At 59.3% G+C, this 21,695-nt stretch carries 18 protein-coding genes; 15 read left to right on the top strand and 3 right to left on the bottom strand.

Annotated elements, in window-relative coordinates; translation table 11 throughout:
• The first annotated feature begins 61 nt into the window (after positions 1–61).
• The 11 genes from PMI35_RS12150 to PMI35_RS12200 all read left to right on the top strand — a co-directional run bounded on the left by PMI35_RS12150 (position 62) and on the right by PMI35_RS12200 (position 14,187).
• Positions 62–2,860: an LPS-assembly protein LptD gene (locus PMI35_RS12150; protein WP_008061566.1), complete on the top strand. Its 2,799-nt coding sequence runs from the start codon at positions 62–64 to the stop codon at positions 2,858–2,860.
• Complete coding sequence (surA, locus tag PMI35_RS12155) at positions 2,841–4,157, top strand: peptidylprolyl isomerase SurA (RefSeq protein WP_032831772.1); 1,317 nt, start codon at positions 2,841–2,843, stop codon at positions 4,155–4,157. Before PMI35_RS12150 ends, surA begins: the two co-directional genes overlap by 20 nt.
• On the top strand, positions 4,154–5,143 hold the full coding sequence (gene pdxA, locus PMI35_RS12160) for a 4-hydroxythreonine-4-phosphate dehydrogenase PdxA (RefSeq protein ID WP_008061564.1): 990 nt from the start codon (positions 4,154–4,156) through the stop codon (positions 5,141–5,143). The genes surA and pdxA overlap by 4 nt, the downstream gene beginning before the upstream one ends.
• The gene (rsmA, locus tag PMI35_RS12165) at positions 5,140–5,958 is read left to right on the top strand and encodes a 16S rRNA (adenine(1518)-N(6)/adenine(1519)-N(6))-dimethyltransferase RsmA (protein WP_008061562.1); all 819 of its coding nucleotides are present in this window, start codon (positions 5,140–5,142) and stop codon (positions 5,956–5,958) included. Before pdxA ends, rsmA begins: the two co-directional genes overlap by 4 nt.
• A 121-nt stretch (positions 5,959–6,079) precedes the next feature.
• Positions 6,080–6,460, top strand: coding sequence for a Co2+/Mg2+ efflux protein ApaG (gene apaG, locus PMI35_RS12170; RefSeq protein WP_008061559.1), 381 nt, complete (start codon positions 6,080–6,082; stop codon positions 6,458–6,460).
• Positions 6,460–7,344, top strand: coding sequence for a symmetrical bis(5'-nucleosyl)-tetraphosphatase (locus PMI35_RS12175; protein WP_008061558.1), 885 nt, complete (start codon positions 6,460–6,462; stop codon positions 7,342–7,344). Before apaG ends, PMI35_RS12175 begins: the two co-directional genes overlap by 1 nt.
• Positions 7,345–7,377: 33 nt before the next feature.
• Positions 7,378–7,707 (top strand): thiosulfate sulfurtransferase GlpE, encoded by a 330-nt coding sequence (gene glpE, locus PMI35_RS12180; RefSeq protein ID WP_008061556.1) that lies wholly within the window; start codon positions 7,378–7,380, stop codon positions 7,705–7,707.
• A 296-nt stretch (positions 7,708–8,003) separates the two neighbouring features.
• Positions 8,004–9,926, top strand: coding sequence for a PrkA family serine protein kinase (locus PMI35_RS12185; RefSeq protein ID WP_008061555.1), 1,923 nt, complete (start codon positions 8,004–8,006; stop codon positions 9,924–9,926).
• Positions 9,927–10,063: 137 nt separating this feature from the next.
• Positions 10,064–11,335 carry a YeaH/YhbH family protein gene (locus PMI35_RS12190; protein ID WP_008061553.1) on the top strand — a complete coding sequence of 424 codons (1,272 nt, stop codon included), beginning with the start codon at positions 10,064–10,066 and terminating at the stop codon, positions 11,333–11,335.
• The gene (locus PMI35_RS12195; protein ID WP_008061551.1) at positions 11,332–12,894 is read left to right on the top strand and encodes a SpoVR family protein; all 1,563 of its coding nucleotides are present in this window, start codon (positions 11,332–11,334) and stop codon (positions 12,892–12,894) included. Before PMI35_RS12190 ends, PMI35_RS12195 begins: the two co-directional genes overlap by 4 nt.
• Positions 12,895–12,957: 63 nt before the next feature.
• On the top strand, positions 12,958–14,187 hold the full coding sequence (locus PMI35_RS12200) for a multifunctional CCA addition/repair protein (protein WP_008061549.1): 1,230 nt from the start codon (positions 12,958–12,960) through the stop codon (positions 14,185–14,187).
• Between the two features lie 82 nt (positions 14,188–14,269).
• On the opposite strand, the gene folK is transcribed toward PMI35_RS12200, so the two are convergent.
• Positions 14,270–14,788, bottom strand: a complete 519-nt coding sequence (folK, locus tag PMI35_RS12205) for a 2-amino-4-hydroxy-6-hydroxymethyldihydropteridine diphosphokinase (RefSeq protein ID WP_008061544.1) — start codon at positions 14,786–14,788, stop codon at positions 14,270–14,272.
• Positions 14,779–15,135: a dihydroneopterin aldolase gene (gene folB / locus PMI35_RS12210; RefSeq protein WP_008061543.1), complete on the bottom strand. Its 357-nt coding sequence runs from the start codon at positions 15,133–15,135 to the stop codon at positions 14,779–14,781. The genes folK and folB overlap by 10 nt, the downstream gene beginning before the upstream one ends.
• 74 nt (positions 15,136–15,209) lie before the next feature.
• Between folB and plsY the strand changes: the two genes are divergently transcribed.
• Positions 15,210–15,779, top strand: a complete 570-nt coding sequence (plsY, locus tag PMI35_RS12215) for a glycerol-3-phosphate 1-O-acyltransferase PlsY (RefSeq protein ID WP_008061541.1) — start codon at positions 15,210–15,212, stop codon at positions 15,777–15,779.
• A gap of 23 nt (positions 15,780–15,802) precedes the next feature.
• Here the strand turns inward: plsY and tsaD are convergent, their stop codons facing one another.
• Positions 15,803–16,828, bottom strand: coding sequence for a tRNA (adenosine(37)-N6)-threonylcarbamoyltransferase complex transferase subunit TsaD (gene tsaD / locus PMI35_RS12220; protein ID WP_008061540.1), 1,026 nt, complete (start codon positions 16,826–16,828; stop codon positions 15,803–15,805).
• A gap of 199 nt (positions 16,829–17,027) precedes the next feature.
• Here tsaD and rpsU point away from each other — a divergent pair, with 199 nt between their 5' ends.
• From rpsU to rpoD, 3 genes are all read left to right on the top strand, one after another.
• Complete coding sequence (gene rpsU / locus PMI35_RS34090) at positions 17,028–17,243, top strand: 30S ribosomal protein S21 (RefSeq protein WP_002551877.1); 216 nt, start codon at positions 17,028–17,030, stop codon at positions 17,241–17,243.
• A gap of 482 nt (positions 17,244–17,725) precedes the next feature.
• Positions 17,726–19,693 carry a DNA primase gene (gene dnaG, locus PMI35_RS12225; protein WP_008061538.1) on the top strand — a complete coding sequence of 656 codons (1,968 nt, stop codon included), beginning with the start codon at positions 17,726–17,728 and terminating at the stop codon, positions 19,691–19,693.
• Between the two features lie 67 nt (positions 19,694–19,760).
• The gene (gene rpoD, locus PMI35_RS12230) at positions 19,761–21,608 is read left to right on the top strand and encodes an RNA polymerase sigma factor RpoD (protein ID WP_008061537.1); all 1,848 of its coding nucleotides are present in this window, start codon (positions 19,761–19,763) and stop codon (positions 21,606–21,608) included.
• Positions 21,609–21,695: the final 87 nt, after the last annotated feature.

The raw sequence follows: 21,695 nt of genomic DNA, 5'->3' as shown, positions 1-21,695 counted from the left end.
ATCGAGAGGCGTGCGGCCCACACCGCGGGCAGATGGCACGCAGGAAGCCCGGACTATTAAGATGGCATTGAAATCCCCCGCGTTTCGTAAAAAATTTCCGTTGTTGATGACCGGCAGTTTGCTGGCTCTGCAACCCTTGGCCAGCCCTTTCGTGGTCGCCGCGGAACAGTATGACTGCTCGGTCTCTGCTTCGGGTGCCTGGAATTGTGCGCCAAAATCGCAGGCGGCTGCATTGCCTCCGCGCCCAGTCCATGAGGGCAGCGCAGCCAGCACCACCGGCCAGGCACCCGCCGAAACGGGCGCCAGCGAAGACACGGGGGCCAAACCAGCACTGGTCACCGAATCCAAAGGCCGTGGCCTCAAGTCGCGTAGCGCAGACTACAGCCACCTCGACTGGGTTCCGCGCGAGCAGCTCACTGCAGCACAATTGGCCGAAACCGGTCCTTATTGCTCTGGTTCCTATATCGAACCGATTCGTCCTGGCATGAATGACAAGACGAATAAAAGTGACGCCCCAACCTTTATCGGCGCCAAAGCTTCCCGCTACAAGCAGGATGAGCAAGTCGCCACCCTGGCCGGTGACGTGGTCATGCGCCAGGGCAGCATGCAGGTCGAAGCCGACGAAGCCAACCTGTACCAGGCCGAGAGCCGTGGTGAGCTGAGCGGCAACGTGCGCATTCGCGACAACGGTGCACTGATCGTGGGTGACCACGCCGACGTGCAGCTCGATACCGGTGAAGCCAAGGTCGACAACGCCGAATACGTGATGCACAAATCGCGCATCCGCGGTAACGCGCTGTACGCCAAGCGTGCCGAGAACGCCATCATTCGACTCAAGGATGGTACGTACACCACGTGCGAGCCGAACAGCAACGCCTGGCAGCTCAAGGGCAACAACATCACCTTGAACCCGGCTACCGGCTTCGGTACGGCGACCAACGTCACACTGCGGGTCAAGGACATTCCGATCCTGTATACACCGTACATCTACTTCCCGATCGACGACCGTCGTCAATCCGGCTTCCTGCCGCCGACCATTGGCAGCGGCAGCGATACCGGCTTCCTGCTGGTCACTCCGTACTACTTCAACCTGGCACCAAACTACGATGCCACGTTGTACCCGCGCTACATGAGCGATCGCGGCCTGTTGATGGAAGGCGAATTCCGCTACCTGACCAAGTCCAGCGAAGGTCAGTTCGGCGCCGCGTACCTCAACGACGAGAATGACGATCGCAAGCAGCAGACCGATTACGAAAAAACCCGCTACATGTACAACTGGCAGCACAAGGGTGGTCTCGACTCGCGTGTACTCTCGGAAGTCGATTACACCAAGATCAGCGACCCCTATTACTTCCAGGATCTGCAAACCGACCAGATCGGTGTGAAAAGCGCCGACTACGTCAACCAGCAGGGTGCCGTGACCTACCGCGGCGACAGCTACACTGCCCGCGTGAATGCCCAGGCTTATCAACTGGCGACCGTGTCGAACATCACGCCGTACGACCGCTTGCCACAGATCACCTTCAACGGTGCGCTGCCGGAGCGTCCAGGCGGCCTGAGTTTCACCTATGACACTGAGCTCGTGCGGTTTGACCGGGACTTGAAGAACGGCAGCTTCACCGATGAAGACGGCAATGTATCGCCACGCCTCGACACCAACGTCCAGGGTCTGGCACGCGCCAATGGCGATCGCCTCAACCTTGCGCCAGCGGTCAGCTTTCCGATGGAGGCGAGCTATGGCTTCCTGACGCCAAAACTCAAGTACCAGTACACGCAGTACCAACTGGACCTGGACAGCATCGGGAAAAGCCAGGTTGCAGCGCAAACTGCAGAACAGGACCGGCTCAACGGCACGTTCGACAGCAACCAGAACCGCGGCGTGCCGATTGCAAGCATCGACAGCGGCCTGTATTTCGACCGCAAGACCAACTGGTTTGGCAAGAACTATAACCAGACCCTTGAGCCACGCCTGTTCTACCTCTACGTACCCGAGAAGGACCAGGAAGACATTCCGGTATTCGATACCAGCGAATACACCTTCAACTATGCATCGCTGTTCCGCGACAACCGTTTCTCTGGCTCCGACCGTGTCGGCGACGAGAACAAACTGTCCCTGGGCGTGACCAGCCGCTGGATCGAAGAAAACGGCTTCGAGCGCCAACGCATCAGCGTCGGCCAGGCTTTCTACTTCAAGGATCGCGAAGTCCAATTGCCGGGCATCGATGCAAAAACCCGCGAAGACGCGCACTCTGACGTCTCTCCATATGCACTGGAGTACGAATATCGCTGGAATCGCGACTGGCGCACCACTGCCGATTACAACTGGGACCCGGACAGCCGCAGCCCTCGCTCGGGCAGCGCGATGTTCCACTACCAGCCTGAAGACAACCCGAACAAGGTCATCAACGCCGGCTATCGCTATCGCAATGACCAGATTCGTTACGACCAGAACTCCGGTAAATGGCAGGTCGGCGGTGGCGATTACGGCACCCCGGGCCAACCTGGCTACGTGAAGGACTACTACAAGATCGAACAGCACGACTTCTCGGTGATCTGGCCGGTCGTGCCGCAATGGAACGTCATCAGCCGCTGGCAGTACGACTACAACCGCAACCGTACCCTAGAAGCCTTCGGTGGTTTCGAGTACGACAACTGCTGCTGGAAACTGCGCCTGATCAACCGTTACTGGGTCGATTATGACGAAACCAGTCAAGACGCCCCGGAAAACGAAAAAGGCGACCATGGCGTCTTCCTCCAAATTGTTCTGAAGGGACTCGGCGGCCTCACTGGCTCCAAAGTAGAGAGTTTCCTCGACAAAGGCATCCAAGGTTATCGTGAACGTGAAGACCAAGCTTTCTGATTGTCTGCGCCCGCTGTTGCTGGGCGCGCTGTTCCTGGGTACCGCGGCCAACGCCGCGGTACAGTCCATCGATAAAGTGGTGGCCATCGTCGACAACGACGTGGTCATGCAGAGCCAACTGGACCAGCGGGTCCATGAAGTCCAGCAAACCATCGCCAAGCGCGGCTCCGCCGTGCCACCGGCCAGCGTACTGGAGCAACAGGTGCTTGAGCGCCTGATCGTCGAAAACCTGCAACTGCAGATCGGCGAACGTTCCGGCATCCGTATCACCGATGAAGAACTGAACCAGGCTGTTGGCACCATTGCCCAGCGCAACAACATGTCGGTCGAGCAATTCCGCGCCGCCCTGACGCGTGACGGACTGTCCTACGACGACGCACGTGACCAGATTCGTCGCGAAATGGTCATCAGTCGCGTGCGCCAGCGCCGCGTCGCCGAGCGCATCCAGGTCTCCGAGCAGGAAGTGAAGAACTTCCTGGCCTCGGATCTTGGCAAAATGCAGCTGTCCGAAGAGTTTCGCCTGGCCAACATCCTGATTCCTACGCCGGAAAGCGCCAACTCCGACGCCATCCAGAATGCCGCCAAGCAGGCCGACGCGGTCTACCAGCAGCTCAAGCAAGGCGCTGACTTCGGTCAGCTGGCAATCGCCAAGTCCGCCAGCGAAACCGCACTGGAAGGTGGTGACATGGGCTGGCGTAAAGCCGCTCAATTGCCACCCCCCTTCGATCGCTTGTTGAGCACCATGGCTGTTGGCGACATTACCCAACCCATGCGTACGCCGGGGGGCTTCATCATCCTGAAGATCACCGACAAGCGTGGCGGTGAGGCGCAGGTGCGTGACGAAGTGCACGTACGTCACATCCTGGTCAAACCAAGCCCGATCCGTGACGAAGTCAAAACCAAGGCCCTGGCCGAATCGCTCTACACCCGCATCGAAGCCGGCGAAGATTTCGGCGAACTGGCAAAAAGCTTCTCGGAAGACCCGGGTTCCGCCCTCAATGGTGGCGACCTGAACTGGATCGACCCGAATGTATTGGTTCCGGAGTTCCGCGAAGTGATGGCCAAGACCCCACAAGGTCAGCTGTCCAAGCCATTCCAGACTCAATACGGCTGGCACGTCCTGGAAGTCCTCGGTCGTCGCGCCACCGACAGCACGACCCAGGCTCGCGAGCAGCAAGCGATGACCGTACTGCGTAACCGCAAGTACGACGAAGAGCTGCAAACCTGGCTACGTCAGATCCGTGACGAAGCGTACGTTGAAATCAAACTCCCTGGCGCCGACCAGGCAGCACAGTGAAACCCAAGCGTTTCGCGCTGACACCCGGCGAACCGGCCGGCATAGGTCCCGACCTGTGCCTGCTGCTCGCCGCGCACGCCCAGCCACACCCCCTGATTGCCATCACCAGCCGCGACCTGCTCCTTGAGCGGGCCGCGCAACTGGGCGTGGTCGTCGATGTGCTGCCCGTCACGCCGGACAACTGGCCGGATGCTCCCGCTCCCGCCAATAGCCTGTATGTGTGGGATACACCGCTCAACGCCAAGGTGGTCGCTGGGCAGCTGGACAAGGCTAACGCCGCTTTCGTCCTGGAGACCCTGACCCGCGCTGGCCAGGGCTGCCTGGACGGGCATTTTGCCGGCATGATCACCGCCCCGGTGCACAAAGGCGTGATCAATGAATCCGGTATCGCGTTTTCCGGGCACACGGAATTTCTCGCCGACCTGACCCACACCTCGCAAGTGGTCATGATGCTCGCCACCCGCGGCCTGCGCGTGGCGCTGGTCACCACTCACCTGCCCCTGCGCGAGATTGCCGATGCGATCACGCCGGAGCGTCTGGAGCGGGTCACGCGAATCCTGCACAGCGACCTGAAAGAAAAGTTCGGCATCGCCCAGCCACGTATCCTGGTGTGCGGACTCAACCCCCATGCCGGTGAAGGCGGGCACCTGGGCCATGAAGAAATCGATATCATCGAACCCACGCTAGAGCGCCTGCGCGGCGAAGGCATGGACCTACGTGGCCCGTTGCCCGCCGACACTCTGTTTACCCCCAAATATCTGGAGCACTGCGATGCAGTGCTGGCGATGTACCACGACCAGGGCCTGCCTGTGCTGAAATACAAAGGCTTCGGCGCAGCAGTCAATGTGACCCTCGGCTTGCCGATCATCCGCACATCGGTCGACCACGGCACCGCCCTGGACCTGGCCGGCAGTGGCAAGATCGACACCGGCAGCCTGCAAGTCGCCCTGGAAACCGCCTACCAGATGGCCGAGACCCGTTTATGACCGAGCAATACCAACACAAGGCGCGCAAGCGTTTTGGCCAGAATTTCCTGCACGATGCTGGCGTTATCGACCGCATCCTGCGCTCCATCCATGCCAAGGCCGAAGACCGCCTCCTGGAAATCGGCCCTGGCCAGGGCGCGCTGACCCAAGGCCTGCTCAGCAGTGGTGCGCAGCTCGACGTAGTGGAACTGGACAAGGACCTGATCCCGATCCTCAACCAACAGTTCGCCGGCAAGAGCAACTTCAACCTGCATCAGGGTGATGCGTTGAAGTTCGATTTCACCAGCCTGAATGCCGCACCTGGTAGCCTGCGTGTAGTCGGCAACCTGCCGTACAACATCTCTACACCGCTGATTTTCCACCTGCTGCACAACGCCCACCTGATCCGCGACATGCACTTCATGTTGCAGAAGGAAGTGGTCGAGCGTCTGGCGGCAGGGCCTGGCGGTGGTGACTGGGGCCGGCTGTCGATCATGGTCCAGTATCACTGCCGGGTCGAACATCTGTTCAACGTAGGTCCCGGCGCGTTCAATCCACCGCCGAAGGTCGACTCGGCCATCGTGCGCCTGGTGCCCCACGCGGTACTGCCGCACCCGGCCAAGGACCACCGTTTGCTGGAGCGCGTCGTGCGCGAGGCTTTCAATCAGCGCCGCAAAACCCTGCGCAACACCCTCAAGCTGTTGCTGAGCAACGCCGAAATCGAAGCCGCCGGCGTCGATGGCAGCTTGCGTCCCGAGCAGCTTGATCTGGCGGCATTCGTACGCCTTGCCGACAAGCTTAGCGAACAAGTCCTACAGAAAGCCGCGGACGCCTGACAGAACTGAAGCGTTATCGGGTAGGACACCAGCGCCCATGTCTGGTTTACTATCCGATACCTGGCCTAGACTGACTTATCAGCTACGTCCCGCGTTCCGCTTCGTTTTTAAGGCCCTTTGCATGTCCGATCCTCGTTATCAGGTCGACGTCAGCGTCGTCACCCGCTATCTGGCAGAACAATCGCAACCCGAGCAAGAGCGTTTTGCCTTCGCGTACACCATCACCGTGAAAAATAACGGCCTGCTACCGGCCAAACTGTTGTCACGGCATTGGGTCATCACCGATGGCGATGGGCATGTCGAAGAGGTCCGCGGCGCAGGCGTGGTCGGCCAGCAACCGCTGATCGATGCGGGCAAAAGCCATACCTACAGTAGCGGCACGGTCATGACCACCAAAGTCGGCACCATGCAAGGCACCTATCAAATGCTCGCCGACGACGGCAAACATTTCGATGCCATCATCGCCCCATTCCGCCTGGCGGTGCCCGGAGCCTTGCACTGATGGCAACCTATGCCGTCGGCGACCTGCAAGGCTGCCTCGAGGCATTGCAATGCCTGCTCAAGAAGGTCGCCTTCGATCCGGGAAAAGATCGTCTATGGCTGGTAGGCGACCTGGTCAACCGCGGCCCGCAGTCGCTGGAAACCCTGCGCTTCCTCTATAGCATCCGTCACTCGCTGGTGTGCGTGCTCGGCAACCACGACCTGCACTTGCTGGCGGCCGGGAAGAACATCGAGCGCCTGAAGAAAGCCGACACCCTGCGCGAGATTATCGAAGCCCCCGATAGCGCCGAGCTACTGGAATGGCTGCGCCAGCAAAAACTCATGCACTACGATGAACAGCGCAACGTGGCGATGGTGCATGCTGGCATTCCGCCGCAGTGGTCACTGCGCAAAGCATTGAAATACGCAGCCGAAGTCGAGACGGCCCTGCGTGATGACAACCTGCTGCCGCCCTACCTCGATGGCATGTACGGTAACGATCCGGCGAAATGGGACAGTGACCTCAAGGGCGTGACGCGTCTGCGGGTGATTACCAACTATTTCACGCGCATGCGCTTCTGTACGGCCGAGGGGAAGCTCGACCTCAAGAGCAAGGAAGGCCTGGGAACGGCCCCTGCAGGCTACAAGCCCTGGTTCCAGCACAAGGAACGCAAGACCAGGGACGTAAAGATCATCTTCGGCCACTGGGCGGCGCTGGAAGGCAAGATCCAGGAACCGGGCATCTCGGCCCTCGACACCGGTTGCGTCTGGGGCGGTGCCCTGACCCTGATGAATGTCGACACCGGTGAACGCCTGGCCTGCAAATGCGACGAGCATGGCCATGCCGCCGAACCGCCAGTCGCCCCACGGATTTCCGAACCATCGCCAGTCAGCGCCCCGCGCTAGACTGCACTTTCTGCCGAGCCACAGGAGCCCGCCATGAGCGAATTCAAACGTATTCCCCCGGAACAGGCCCAAGCCCTGCGCGAGCAAGGCGCAGTGGTGGTCGACGTCCGGGATCCTGCGACCTTTGCCGCCCTGCACATCAGCGGCTCGAAGCATCTGGACAACCACTCCCTGCACGCCTTCATCCAGGGCGCCGATCTGGACGCGCCAACCGTGGTGGTCTGCTATCACGGCAACTCCAGCCAGGGTGCCGCTGCCTACCTGATCAGCCAGGGCTTCTCCGACGTCTACAGCATGGATGGCGGTTTTGAGCTGTGGCGTACGACTTACCCTGCGGAAACGGCGCAAGGCACCAGCGAATAATTTTTTTGTCATGCGCAAGCCCCGGCCACCGCGGGCTTGCGCGGTGGCAGACGAACGGTCAGCCACAACTAATTACGTATCTCGCCTTTACCTCCCGAATTCCCAACTATCCTTAAGCGCAGGCCATCCAAAACAGGGGAGAGCCGGTACACCGGCGCACGGGTCATCGGGAGTAGCTTTCGGGGTAGTCAGCTCCGAAAGAGTTCTGGGGGGTAAACAGCGACCGCCTGTTCGGTTGCTGCCAGCATCGACTGAGTGATCCGGCGTCGGCTCCACGTATCGAGCGAGGTGACGTCATGAGTATCTTTAGCCACTTCCAACAACGTTTCGAGTCCACACGCCAGGAAGAACTCTCTCTGCAAGAGTATCTGGAGTTGTGCAAAAAGGACCGTAGCGCCTACGTTTCCGCCGCCGAGCGTCTGTTGCTGGCCATCGGTGAACCGGAACTGCTCGACACCTCGACCAACTCGAGGCTGTCGCGAATCTTCTCCAACAAGGTAATCCGTCGCTACCCGGCCTTTGAAGACTTCCATGGGATGGAAGAATGCATCGACCAGATCGTGTCGTATTTCCGCCATGCCGCCCAAGGCCTGGAAGAGAAGAAACAGATCCTTTATCTGCTCGGTCCCGTCGGCGGCGGTAAGTCGTCCCTGGCCGAAAAACTCAAACAACTGATGGAGCGAGTGCCCTTCTACGCAATCAAGGGCTCGCCGGTATTCGAATCGCCCCTGGGTCTGTTCAACGCCACTGAAGATGGCGCGATCCTCGAGGAAGACTTCGGCATCCCACGGCGCTACCTCAACACCATCATGTCGCCATGGGCCACCAAGCGCCTGGCCGAATTCGGCGGCGACATCAGCCAGTTCCGCGTGGTCAAACTCTATCCGTCGATCCTCAACCAGATCGCCGTGGCCAAGACCGAGCCGGGAGATGAAAACAACCAGGACATCTCGGCACTGGTGGGCAAGGTCGATATCCGCAAACTGGAAGAGTTCCCACAGAACGACGCCGATGCCTACAGCTATTCGGGCGCACTGTGCCGGGCCAACCAGGGCCTGATGGAATTCGTCGAAATGTTCAAGGCGCCGATCAAGGTGCTGCACCCACTGCTGACGGCCACCCAGGAAGGTAACTACAACAGTACCGAAGGCTTGGGCGCGATTCCGTTTACCGGGATCCTGCTGGCCCACTCCAACGAATCGGAGTGGCATACCTTCCGTAACAACAAGAACAACGAAGCGTTCATCGACCGGATCTACATCGTCAAGGTGCCGTACTGCCTGCGGGTCAGCGACGAAGTGAAGATCTACGACAAGTTGCTGTTCAACAGCTCGCTGGCCAAAGCCCATTGCGCGCCCGACACCTTGAAGATGCTCGCCCAGTTCACCGTGCTGTCACGCCTCAAGGAGCCGGAAAACTCCAACATCTACTCCAAGATGCGCGTGTATGACGGCGAAAACCTCAAGGACACCGATCCGAAGGCCAAGTCGATCCAGGAGTATCGCGACAACGCCGGTGTCGACGAAGGCATGAACGGTCTGTCGACCCGCTTTGCGTTCAAGATCCTGTCCAAGGTCTTCAACTTCGATCCCCACGAAATCGCCGCCAACCCGGTACACCTGCTCTACGTGCTGGAACAACAGATCGAGCAGGAACAGTTCCAGGCCGAAACCCGCGAACGCTACCTGCGTTTCCTCAAGGAGTACCTGGCACCACGGTACATCGAATTCATCGGCAAGGAGATCCAGACCGCCTACCTCGAGTCCTACAGCGAATACGGCCAGAACATCTTCGATCGTTACGTGCTGTACGCCGATTTCTGGATTCAGGATCAGGAGTATCGCGACCCGGAAACCGGCGAGATCCTCAACCGCGTAGCGCTGAACGAAGAACTGGAGAAAATCGAAAAACCGGCAGGCATCAGCAATCCGAAGGATTTCCGCAACGAAATCGTCAACTTCGTGCTGCGCGCCCGTGCCAACAACAACGGCAAGAACCCGACCTGGCTCAGCTACGAAAAACTGCGGGTGGTCATCGAGAAGAAAATGTTCTCCAACACCGAAGACCTGCTGCCAGTCATCAGCTTCAACGCCAAGGCCAGCAAAGAGGACCAGCAGAAACACAACGACTTCGTCACACGGATGGTCGAGCGGGGTTACACCGACAAACAGGTACGGCTGCTGTCCGAGTGGTACCTGCGGGTCAGAAAATCGCAGTAAGGCAGCTGCAAGCGGCAAGCTACAAGCCTCAAGCACACCGTGTGGGCGCTTGAGGCTGCTGGTGGCTCCTGTTTGCTTTGAAAGCTTCGAGCTTGTAGCTTGAAGCTTGTAACTTGTAGCTGCCCGGAGGGCTCCCTATGAGCTATGTGATTGACCGACGTCTCAATGGCAAGAACAAGAGCACGGTAAACCGCCAACGCTTTCTGCGGCGTTACCGTGATCACATCAAAAAGGCTGTCGAAGAGGCGGTCAGCCGGCGTTCCATTACCGATATGGAACACGGCGAGCAAATCAGCATCCCGGGGCGCGACATCGACGAACCGGTGCTTCACCACGGTCGCGGTGGCAAACAGACCGTCGTGCACCCGGGCAACAAGGAATTCACCAGCGGCGAACACATTGCCCGCCCACCGGGGGGTGGCGGCGGCAGAGGGCCTGGCAAGGCCGGTAACTCGGGCGAAGGGATGGACGAATTCGTCTTCCAGATCACTCAGGAAGAATTCCTCGAATTCATGTTCGAAGACCTCGAGCTGCCGAACCTGGTCAAGCGCAACCTGACCGGCACCGACACCTTCAAGACTGTGCGCGCGGGGATCAGCAACGAGGGCAACCCGTCGCGGATCAACATCATCCGCACCTTGCGCTCGGCCCATGCACGGCGAATCGCCCTCTCGGGCAGCAGCCGGGCGAAACTGCGCGAAGCCAAGGAAGAACTCCTGCGACTCAAGCAGGAAGAACCAGACAACTTCGGCGATATCCAGGAACTTGAGGCAGAAATCGAAAAACTCAGCGCACGCATTCATCGCGTACCGTTTCTCGACACCTTCGACCTCAAGTACAACTTGCTGATCAAGCAGCCCAACCCCAGCTCGAAGGCGGTGATGTTTTGCCTCATGGACGTTTCCGGCTCCATGACCCAGGCGACCAAGGACATCGCCAAGCGCTTCTTCATCCTGCTGTACCTGTTTCTCAAGCGTAACTACGACAAGATCGACGTGGTGTTCATCCGTCACCACACCAGTGCCCGCGAGGTGGACGAGGAAGAGTTCTTCTATTCCCGGGAAACCGGCGGAACCATCGTGTCCAGCGCCTTGAAACTTATGCAAGAGATCATGGCCGAGCGCTATCCGGCCAACGAATGGAACATCTACGCCGCCCAAGCCTCCGACGGCGACAACTGGAACGACGACTCGCCGATTTGCCGCGACATCCTGATCAACCAGATCATGCCATTCGTGCAGTACTACACTTACGTTGAGATCACCCCACGGGAACACCAGGCCCTGTGGTTTGAGTACGAGCGTATCGCCGAAGCCTTTTCCGACACTTTTGCCCAGCAACAACTGGTCTCGGCCGGGGATATCTATCCGGTCTTCCGTGAACTCTTCCAGCGCAGGTTAGTGACATGACCGCCAAAGAGCTGAAGCGCCAACCCATATCCACAGGATCAGAGTGGACGTTCGAGCTGATCCAGGCGTACGACCGTGAAATCAGTCGTATTGCAGCTCGCTACGCGCTCGATACGTACCCTAACCAGATCGAAGTGATCACCGCTGAACAGATGATGGACGCCTACGCGTCCGTCGGCATGCCGCTGGGTTATCACCACTGGTCCTATGGCAAACACTTCCTCAGTACCGAAAAATCCTACACGCGCGGCCAGATGGGGCTGGCCTATGAAATTGTGATCAACTCCGACCCGTGCATCGCCTACCTCATGGAGGAAAACACGATCTGCATGCAGGCGCTGGTGGTGGCGCACGCGTGCTACGGACACAACAGCTTCTTCAAGGGCAACTATTTGTTCCGCACCTGGACCGATGCCAGCTCGATCATCGATTACCTGGTGTTCGCCAAGCAGTACATCATGCAATGCGAAGAGCGCCATGGCATCGATGCAGTCGAAGACTTGCTCGACTCCTGCCACGCCCTGATGAACTACGGGGTCGACCGCTACAAGCGTCCCTACCCTATTTCCGCAGAGGAAGAACGGCGCCGGCAAAAGGACCGGGAAGAACACCTGCAGAAGCAGATCAACGATCTTTGGCGCACCATACCCAAAGGCGCGGACAAGTACAGCGACAAGGACAACGCGCGCTTCCCCGCCGAACCGCAGGAAAACATCCTGTACTTCATCGAAAAACATGCGCCGCTGCTGGAGCCCTGGCAGAGGGAAATCGTGCGGATCGTACGCAAGATCGCCCAGTACTTTTATCCACAGCGCCAGACCCAGGTCATGAACGAAGGCTGGGCGACCTTCTGGCACTACACCCTGATGAACGACCTGTACGACGAAGGACTGGTGACCGACGGTTTCATGATGGAGTTCCTCACATCCCACACCAGCGTGGTCTTCCAGCCTGGTTTCGACAGCCCCTACTACAGCGGCATCAACCCCTACGCCCTGGGCTTTGCCATGTACCGCGACATCCGTCGCATGTGTGAAGAACCTACTGAGGAGGACTATCGTTGGTTCCCGGACATTGCCGGCACCGACTGGCTTGCAGCCATCAAGTTCGCCATGAGCAGCTTCAAGGATGAGAGTTTCATCCTGCAGTACCTTTCACCCAAAGTGATCCGAGACCTGAAACTGTTCAGCATTCTCGATGACGACCAGAAGGACGATCTGCTGGTACCAGCCATTCACGACGAAGGCGGTTATCGCATCATTCGCGAAACCCTGGCGGCACAGTACAACCTGGGCAATCGCGAACCTAACGTGCAGATCTACAGCATCGACAGACGCGGCGACCGCTCCCTGACCCTGCGCCACCAACAGCACGACCGCAAACCCCTGGGAGAGTCCACCGAGGAAGTGCTCAAGCATCTGCATCGCCTCTGGGGCTTCGATATTCACCTGGAAACCCTGCAGGGTGACCAAGTCATGAAAACCCACCATGTGCCACCCAGAGGAGAACACAGCGAAGGCGATTACGGCCGGCTGGACCTGGCCGTCATCCATTTGTGATCCTGTTTGGGCCTCCGAACGCTCGACGTAACGGTTATCCTGTCGAGCTAACGGAGGTTTTTCATGCAGATTTATAAAGTTGGCGGTGCCGTACGCGATCGCCTGCTCGGCATAGCTGTCACCGACATCGACCGAGTCGTGGTCGGCGCGACCACTGAAGAAATGCTCGCCAAGGGTTTCCGGCCGGTAGGTGCTGACTTTCCGGTGTTTCTTCATCCGAAAACCGGCGAGGAATACGCCCTCGCCCGGACCGAACGCAAAAGTGGACGCGGCTACGGCGGATTCACGTTCCACGCCAGTCCCGATGTGACCCTCGAAGAAGACCTGATTCGCCGCGACCTGACGATCAACGCGATGGCCGAGGACGATCGGCAGAACCTGACCGACCCCTATCACGGTCAACGCGATCTCGAGGCCCGCGTGCTTCGTCACGTTTCCCCCGCGTTTGCCGAAGATCCCCTCAGAGTTTTGCGCGTTGCCCGTTTTGCGGCTCGCTATGCCGATCTCGGCTTTTCTGTCGCCCCCGAAACCCTCGAACTGATGCGCCAGCTCAGTGAGTCAGGCGAACTCCAGGCGCTGACGGCGGAACGCAGCTGGAAAGAAATCTCGCGCGCCCTCATGGAAAATCAGCCACAGGTGTTCATCGAGGTATTGCGCGACTGCGGTGCGCTCAAAGTGCTGATGCCGGAAGTCGACGCGCTGTTCGGTGTCCCGCAGCCCGCCACCCACCACCCGGAAATCGACACTGGCGTCCACACCCTGAGCGTGCTGCAGCAAGCGGCACGACACCAACAACCACTGACCGTGCGCTGGGCTTGCCTGCTGCATGACCTGGGTAAAGGACTGACGCCAGAGGAGCAATGGCCGCGCCACATAGGCCACGAGTCCAAGGGGCTGAAATTGATCAAGGCGGTCAACGAACGCTTCAAGGCACCAAAGGATTGCCAGGAGCTGGCGTTGCTGGTGGGCGAATATCACACCCATGGCCATCGTGCTCTGGAACTGAAGCCATCGACACTGCTGGAATTACTGCAAAGCTTCGACGTTTACCGCCGACCTCAACGGTTCGAGGAGTTCATTGCGGCGTGCGAGATGGATGCTCGTGGGCGCAAGGGACTGGAGCAGACAAGTTATCCACAGGCGGATTACTTGCGCGGGGCGGCGACGGCGGCGCGCAGCGTTGCCGTTCAACCATTGCTGGAGCAGGGATACAAAGGGCCTGAGTTGGGCGAGGCCATCAAGCGTGAACGGCTGAAAGCGTTGAAAGCTTACAAAGAAGCGGCGTCTACCTGAAAAGCATCGCGAGCATGCTCGCTCCTACAGAAATTGCATCGTACCTGTGGGAGCGGGCTTGCCCGCGAAGGCGTAATCGCTGTCACAACAAATTCGAAGGCGTCAGCTGCTCCCCACGCCATTCAAACGCCACCGGCGCCAACACCTGATCAATCTGCGCTTCACCCCACAACGTCGCAAAGCTCTTGCCTACGCCAGGATGCACCCGATCCGGCGCAATCAGAGACAGCGGCCACAAAACGAACGCATTTTTAAGAATTTCCGCCCTCGGCAGCACCAGGCCATCGAAGTTGCCCACAAGGTCACCGAATAGCAACACGTCGATATCCAGAGGCAAACCTCGGCGATCAGGTGCGTAACGCCCGTTGTCAGCCTCGATGAACTTCAACCGGCGATCCAGCTCCATCAGCGACAAGTCGGTATAGGCCGACATCACGAAATTGAAGAACGGCCCGCTCTTGATTCCCACCGGCTGGCTTTCGAAGACCGCCGAGCAACGTATATCCACCAGAAAACCCGCCAGGGCGTCCAGGCCGGCCTGCAAATGGGTTTCGCGCTCGATGTTGCTACCGAGCCCGAGATACACCTGAGTCAGCGACATCCGCGCTCGATCTCCACGCCCACGCCACCTGTAGCGGCAGGAACCGCACCTGGCTTGGTCAGCTTGAGGCGCATCCAGGTGATCTTGAATTCGCTCATCAGCACTTCGACCAGGCGCTCGGCAAAGGTCTCGACCAGCTGGAACTGCGCCTGCTCGGCAAAAGCCTGGACGCGCGATGAAACGCTCGCATAATCAAGCGCCAGGGTCAGGTCATCGCCAGCGGCGGCCGGACGGTTGTCCCAAGCGAAACTCAGGTCAAGCCGCAAGCACTGTCGGATGCCTCGCTCCCAGTCATAGGCACCGATTACGGTGTCGACTTCCAGGCCCTCGATAAACACTCTGTCCAAGCACTTTTCTCCGCTACACGACAAGGGCGCAATGCGCCGTTAGAATCAGGGCGTCCTCGCCCGGAATGGTTAGCATGTTTTGGTTACTGGCGATCCTCGCCTACCTGCTCGGCTCTCTGTCCTTCGCCATCTTGCTCAGCCGCCTGACCGGTAGCCCCGATCCGCGAATGAGTGGCTCGGGCAATGCTGGCGCCACCAACATGTTGCGCCTGGCCGGCAAGAAACTCGCCATCCTGACCTTGCTCGGCGACCTCTGCAAAGGCCTGCTGCCCGTGCTGGTCGCCGGCAGCGCAGGCTTGTCACTTCAAGACCAGGCCTGGATCGGCGTTTGCGCCGTCATCGGCCACCTGTTCCCGCTGTACTTCCGCTTTCGCGGCGGCAAGGGTGTCGCCACCGCTGCCGGCATGTTGCTGGGCCTATACCCGCCTGCGGCCTTGATGGCGGTCTGCGCCTGGCTGCTGACGTTCTACCTGACCCGCACCAGCTCGCTGGCCGCCTTGATCGCCACACCCTTGACCCTGCCACTGCTGGCCTGGCAAGAACCGGCAGCACTGCTGCCCATGTGCGCCCTGACCGGCATGATCGTCTGGCGCCACCGAGGCAATCTACGCGACCTGTTTGCCGGGCGCGAACGGCATTTTTAGCGGCCAGGCATAAGCGCCTTTCATCACAGGGGCGACAATTGCTCCATCGGCCACCGCGCCTGCACACTGATCGCCAGGCTTTCCTGCTGGCCGGCCTGCAGCCGCTGGCAGCCGGCAAACGCAATCATGGCGCCATTATCGGTGCAGAACTGCGGACGGGCATAAAAAACATCGCCCTTCATGTCGCCGAGCATTTTTTCCAGGGAAGTGCGCAACGCCTTGTTGGCACTGACGCCTCCAGCGATCACCAGGCGCTTCATGCCAGCCGCTTTCAGGGCGCGCTTGCACTTGATGGTCAAAGTCTCCACCACGGCCTGCTGGAACGCCAGCGAGATGTCGCAACGGGCTTGCTCACCGTCGTCCCCGGCACTCACACACTGCTGCCAGGTGTTCAGGGCGAAGGTTTTCAAGCCGCTGAAGCTGAAGTCCAGGCCAGGGCGGTCGCACATCGGACGCGGGAAGGCGAAACGTCCTGCAACACCCTGCTCTGCCAGGCGGGCGATTTCCGGTCCGCCTGGATAATTGAGCCCCATCATCTTCGCGGTCTTGTCGAAGGCTTCGCCCGCGGCATCGTCCAGGGTCTCGCCTAAAAGCGTGTACTGGCCGATTCCGTCGACCTGAACCAACTGCGTATGGCCGCCCGAGACCAACAAAGCGACGAACGGAAATTCTGGTGGTTGCGACTCCAGCATCGGCGCCAGCAGGTGACCTTCCATGTGGTGCACGCCCAGCGCCGGAATGCCCCAGGCAAAGGCCAGTGCCTGAGCACAGGACGCACCGACCAGCAACGCACCGACCAGGCCAGGACCCGCGGTATAAGCGATGGCGTCGATCTCGGTTGGCACGCAGTCGGCTTCGGCCAACACCTGACGAATCAAGGGCAGCATGCGCTTGACGTGATCACGCGAGGCCAGCTCCGGCACTACGCCACCATACGCACGGTGCAGGTCGATCTGGCTGAACAGCGCGTCGGCCAGCAGGCCGCGCTCACTGTCGTAAAGTGCGACACCGGTTTCGTCGCAAGAGGTTTCTAATCCCAGTACTAGCATGGGTTTGCGCCTTGTTTAGGCTGAATTCGAAGGCGCGCATAATAGTCGTCGCGTGATGCCCCGACCAGCGGTTTTCGATCAGAGGCTTTGCATTCCGTGCGATGAGGGGTTAACATCCGCAACCCTTAAAAACCGACGTCTTCAAGTGCTCTTTTGCCGCGAGGATGTTGACCCCGGTAATGAATGAAGGTAGCTCTGGATGCCAGCCGTCAAAGTAAAAGAGAACGAACCCTTCGACGTAGCTCTGCGTCGTTTCAAGCGCTCCTGCGAAAAAGCCGGTGTACTGGCTGAAGTTCGTAGCCGCGAATTTTACGAGAAGCCAACTTCTGAGCGTAAGCGCAAAGCAGCAGCCGCTGTTAAGCGTCACGCCAAGAAAGTTCAGCGCGAACAGCGCCGCGCCGTTCGTCTGTACTAATACACAGACGATCGTAGCAAGCTTCTGCCAAGCCCGGCTCTGAGCCGGGCTTATGGCATTTGCGTAAAACGCTTGATGCTTCACCGTCGAAGCCGCAGATGCGACCGAGACAAATCTGCTTCACCGCGTCAGACCTGGCTCTTTTGCCAGCGGTGCACGTCTTTTCTGACGAGCCTTTCAAGGCTACTGACGAGCACACCCACTGATTCCTCTCACGACGATCAGCCCAAGGCACCTGCTTGCGTGCAAGATAATGAGCTATCCGAGACCATTGACTGGTCGCAGCCGGATTCAGCGCAACATTTTCAAATAGTCGAATACTGATGAGCAGTAACGTCAGTGGATTTTCGGCAGATACACTTCCCGAAAGCGATAATGCAGGCGATACCGGTCGAGCCGTATATTTTGCGCGCCTCAAGCAATGACCCGCGCCCAGCTACCCTTCGCTTCGGTTCCTTTTCAGCGCAGATGACGAGAACGCCATGGCCGGGCTAATTCCCCAGAGCTTCATTGACGACCTTCTGAACCGCACCGACATCGTCGACGTGGTCAGCTCGCGCCTGCAACTGAAAAAGGCCGGCAAGAACCACACTGCCTGCTGCCCGTTCCACAAAGAGAAAACCCCCTCTTTCAGCGTGAGCCCCGACAAGCAGTTCTATTACTGCTTCGGCTGCGGCGCTGGCGGTAATGCCCTGGGTTTCATCATGGACCACGACAACCTGGACTTCCCCCAGGCTGTCGAGGAACTGGCCAAAGCCGCCGGCATGGAAATCCCCCGCGAAGAAAGCGGGCGCTCGCACAAGCCGCGCCAGCCAACCGACTCGCCGCTGTACCCGCTGCTCACGGCCGCCGCCGATTTCTACCGCCAGGCCTTGAAAAGCCACCCGGCGCGCAAGGCCGCGGTGGACTACCTGAAAGGTCGCGGGCTGACTGGTGAAATCGCCCGGGACTTCGGCCTCGGCTTTGCGCCACCTGGCTGGGACAACCTGTTCAAGCACTTGAGCAGCGATACCCTGCAACAAAAAGCCATGATCGATGCCGGCCTGCTGATCGAGAACGCCGAAACCGGCAAACGCTACGACCGTTTTCGCGATCGCGTGATGTTCCCGATCCGCGACAGTCGCGGGCGCATCATCGCCTTTGGTGGCCGGGTACTGGGCGACGACAAGCCCAAGTACCTCAACTCACCGGAAACCCCGGTCTTTCATAAAGGCCAGGAACTCTACGGCCTGTTCGAAGCACGCAAGAACAATCGCAACCTCGACGAAATCATCGTCGTCGAGGGCTACATGGACGTCATCGCCCTCGCCCAGCAAGGCTTGCGTAATGCCGTCGCGACCTTGGGCACCGCCACCAGCGAAGAGCACATGAAACGGCTGTTTCGCGTCGTGCCCAGCGTGCTGTTCTGCTTCGACGGCGACCAGGCCGGTCGCAACGCCGCCTGGCGAGCCCTGGAGGCCACGCTGTCGAGCCTGCAGGATGGCCGGCGCGCCCGCTTCCTGTTCCTGCCCGAAGGCGAAGACCCGGACACCCTGGTCCGCTCCGAAGGCACCGACGCCTTCCGCGCGCGCATCAACCAGCATGCGCAACCATTAGCCGATTATTTTTTCCAGCAACTGACGGAAGAAGCCGACCCGCGCTCACTCGAAGGCAAGGCCCACATGGCCACCTTGGCAGCACCGTTGATCGACAAAGTTCCGGGAGCCAACCTGCGCATCCTGATGCGCCAGCGCCTAAGCGAAATCACCGGCCTGAGCGGGGAAGCCGTCAGCCAGTTGGTGCAGAGCGCCCCGCAAGAAGCGCCGCCGGCCTACGATCCCGGCTTCGATTACGACGCGATGCCCGATTACAGCGACTATCATCAGCCGCAATCGCAGGAAATGTACGTACCGCAGCAGGAATGGACGCCGAAGAAGCCCGGCGCGGGCGGCAAGAAGTGGGACAAGAAGCCTTGGGACAAGAACGGCAAACGTGGCGGTGATCGCGACCAACCCCGTGCGCCCAGGGTGCCGGCGGCCGTTGAGCCTCCGACGCTCGCCGCGTTGCGCACGCTGCTCCACCACCCGCAACTGGCTGAGAAAGTCGAGGATGCCGGGCACTTTGCCGCCGAGGACCACACCAACACGCAACTGCTGGTGGCGCTGCTCGAAGCCGTACAGAAGAATCCCAAGCTAAACTCATTTCAGTTGATTGCGCGCTGGCACGGCACGGAGCAAGGACGCTTGCTCAAGGCGCTGGCGGAAAAGGAATGGCTGATTGACGGAGATAACCTTGAACAACAGTTTTTCGACACCATTACTAGCTTGTCAGCCCGCCAACGCGAGCGAAACCTGGAACAACTGCTCAGGAAAGCCCGTCAAAGCGAGCTGAGCACAGAAGAGAAAAATCAACTGCGCGACCTATTAAGTCGCAATGTTTCCGCATCAAACCCGACCTCAACTGGCGCGTGAGGTCATAGCTCAGGTATAATCCTCGGCTTGTTTTTTGCCCGCCAAGACCTTCAGTGGATAGGGTGTTATGTCCGGAAAAGCGCAACAGCAGTCTCGTATTATTGAGTTGATCAAACTGGGTCGTGAGCAGGGCTACCTGACTTACGCGGAGGTCAACGACCACCTGCCGGAGGATATTTCAGATCCGGAACAGGTGGAAGACATCATCCGCATGATCAACGACATGGGGATCAACGTATTCGAGGTTGCGCCAGATAAGGATTCCCTTATGCTGGCCGACGCCGATACCGACGAAGCCGCGGCCGAAGAGGCAGCTGCTGCGTTGGCAGCGGTCGAGACCGACATTGGTCGCACAACCGACCCGGTGCGCATGTACATGCGTGAAATGGGTACGGTCGAGCTCCTCACGCGTGAAGGCGAAATCGAAATCGCCAAGCGTATTGAAGAGGGCATCCGTGAAGTGATGAGCGCAATCGCGCACTTCCCTGGCACGGTTGATCATATTCTCTCCGAATACACTCGCGTCACCACCGAAGGTGGCCGCCTGTCCGACGTCCTGAGCGGTTATATCGACCCGGACGACGGTATTGCGCCGCCTGCAGCGGAGGTGCCACCGCCGATCGACACCAAGACCGCAAAAGCGGATGACGATTCCGACGACGATGACGCCGAAGCTTCCGATGACGAAGAAGAAGCCGAAAGCGGTCCGGATCCGATCATCGCCGCCCAGCGCTTTGGTGCTGTCGCCGATCAGATGGAAATCACCCGCAAGGCGCTGAAAAAGCACGGTCGCCACAACAAGCTGGCGATTGCCGAGCTGTTGGCCCTGGCCGACCTGTTCATGCCGATCAAACTGGTTCCGAAGCAATTCGAAGGCCTGGTCGAGCGTGTACGCAGTGCCCTGGATCGTTTGCGTCAGCAAGAGCGTGCGATCATGCAGCTCTGCGTTCGTGATGCGCGCATGCCGCGTGCCGACTTCCTGCGCCAGTTCCCGGGCAACGAAGTCGACGAAAGCTGGAGCGATGCACTGGCCAAGGGCAAAAGCAAATACGCTGAAGCCATCGGTCGCGTGCAGCCGGACATCATTCGTTGCCAGCAGAAGCTGACCGCGCTGGAAACCGAAACCGGTTTGACGATCGCCGAGATCAAGGACATCAACCGTCGCATGTCGATCGGTGAGGCCAAGGCCCGCCGCGCGAAGAAAGAGATGGTCGAAGCGAACTTGCGTCTGGTGATCTCCATCGCCAAGAAGTACACCAACCGTGGCTTGCAGTTCCTCGACCTGATCCAGGAAGGCAACATCGGCCTGATGAAAGCGGTAGACAAGTTCGAATACCGCCGCGGCTACAAATTCTCGACTTATGCCACCTGGTGGATCCGTCAGGCGATCACTCGCTCGATCGCCGACCAGGCTCGCACCATCCGTATTCCGGTGCACATGATCGAGACGATCAACAAGCTCAACCGCATTTCCCGCCAGATGTTGCAGGAAATGGGTCGCGAACCGACCCCGGAAGAGCTGGGCGAACGCATGGAAATGCCTGAGGACAAGATCCGCAAGGTATTGAAGATCGCTAAAGAGCCGATCTCCATGGAAACCCCGATCGGTGATGACGAAGACTCCCATCTGGGCGACTTCATCGAAGACTCGACCATGCAGTCGCCAATCGATGTCGCGACCGTTGAGAGCCTTAAGGAAGCGACGCGCGAAGTGCTGTCCGGCCTCACTGCCCGTGAAGCCAAGGTACTGCGCATGCGCTTCGGGATCGACATGAATACCGACCACACTCTGGAAGAGGTTGGTAAGCAGTTCGACGTGACCCGTGAACGGATTCGTCAGATCGAAGCCAAGGCGCTGCGCAAGCTGCGCCACCCGACGAGAAGCGAGCACCTGCGCTCCTTCCTCGACGAGTGATACCAGAACCCCCGGCCCAGGCCGGGGGTTTTGTTTTTGCAGATAAAATCCCCTGCACCACCCCACCCGCCGATTTGCCCGTCTACA

The organism is Pseudomonas sp. GM78 (genome assembly GCF_000282475.1).
Classification (GTDB): Bacteria; Pseudomonadota; Gammaproteobacteria; order Pseudomonadales; family Pseudomonadaceae; genus Aquipseudomonas.
The sequence above is the reverse complement of the archived record's forward strand: the minus strand, read 5'-3'. Positions and strand labels throughout refer to the sequence as shown.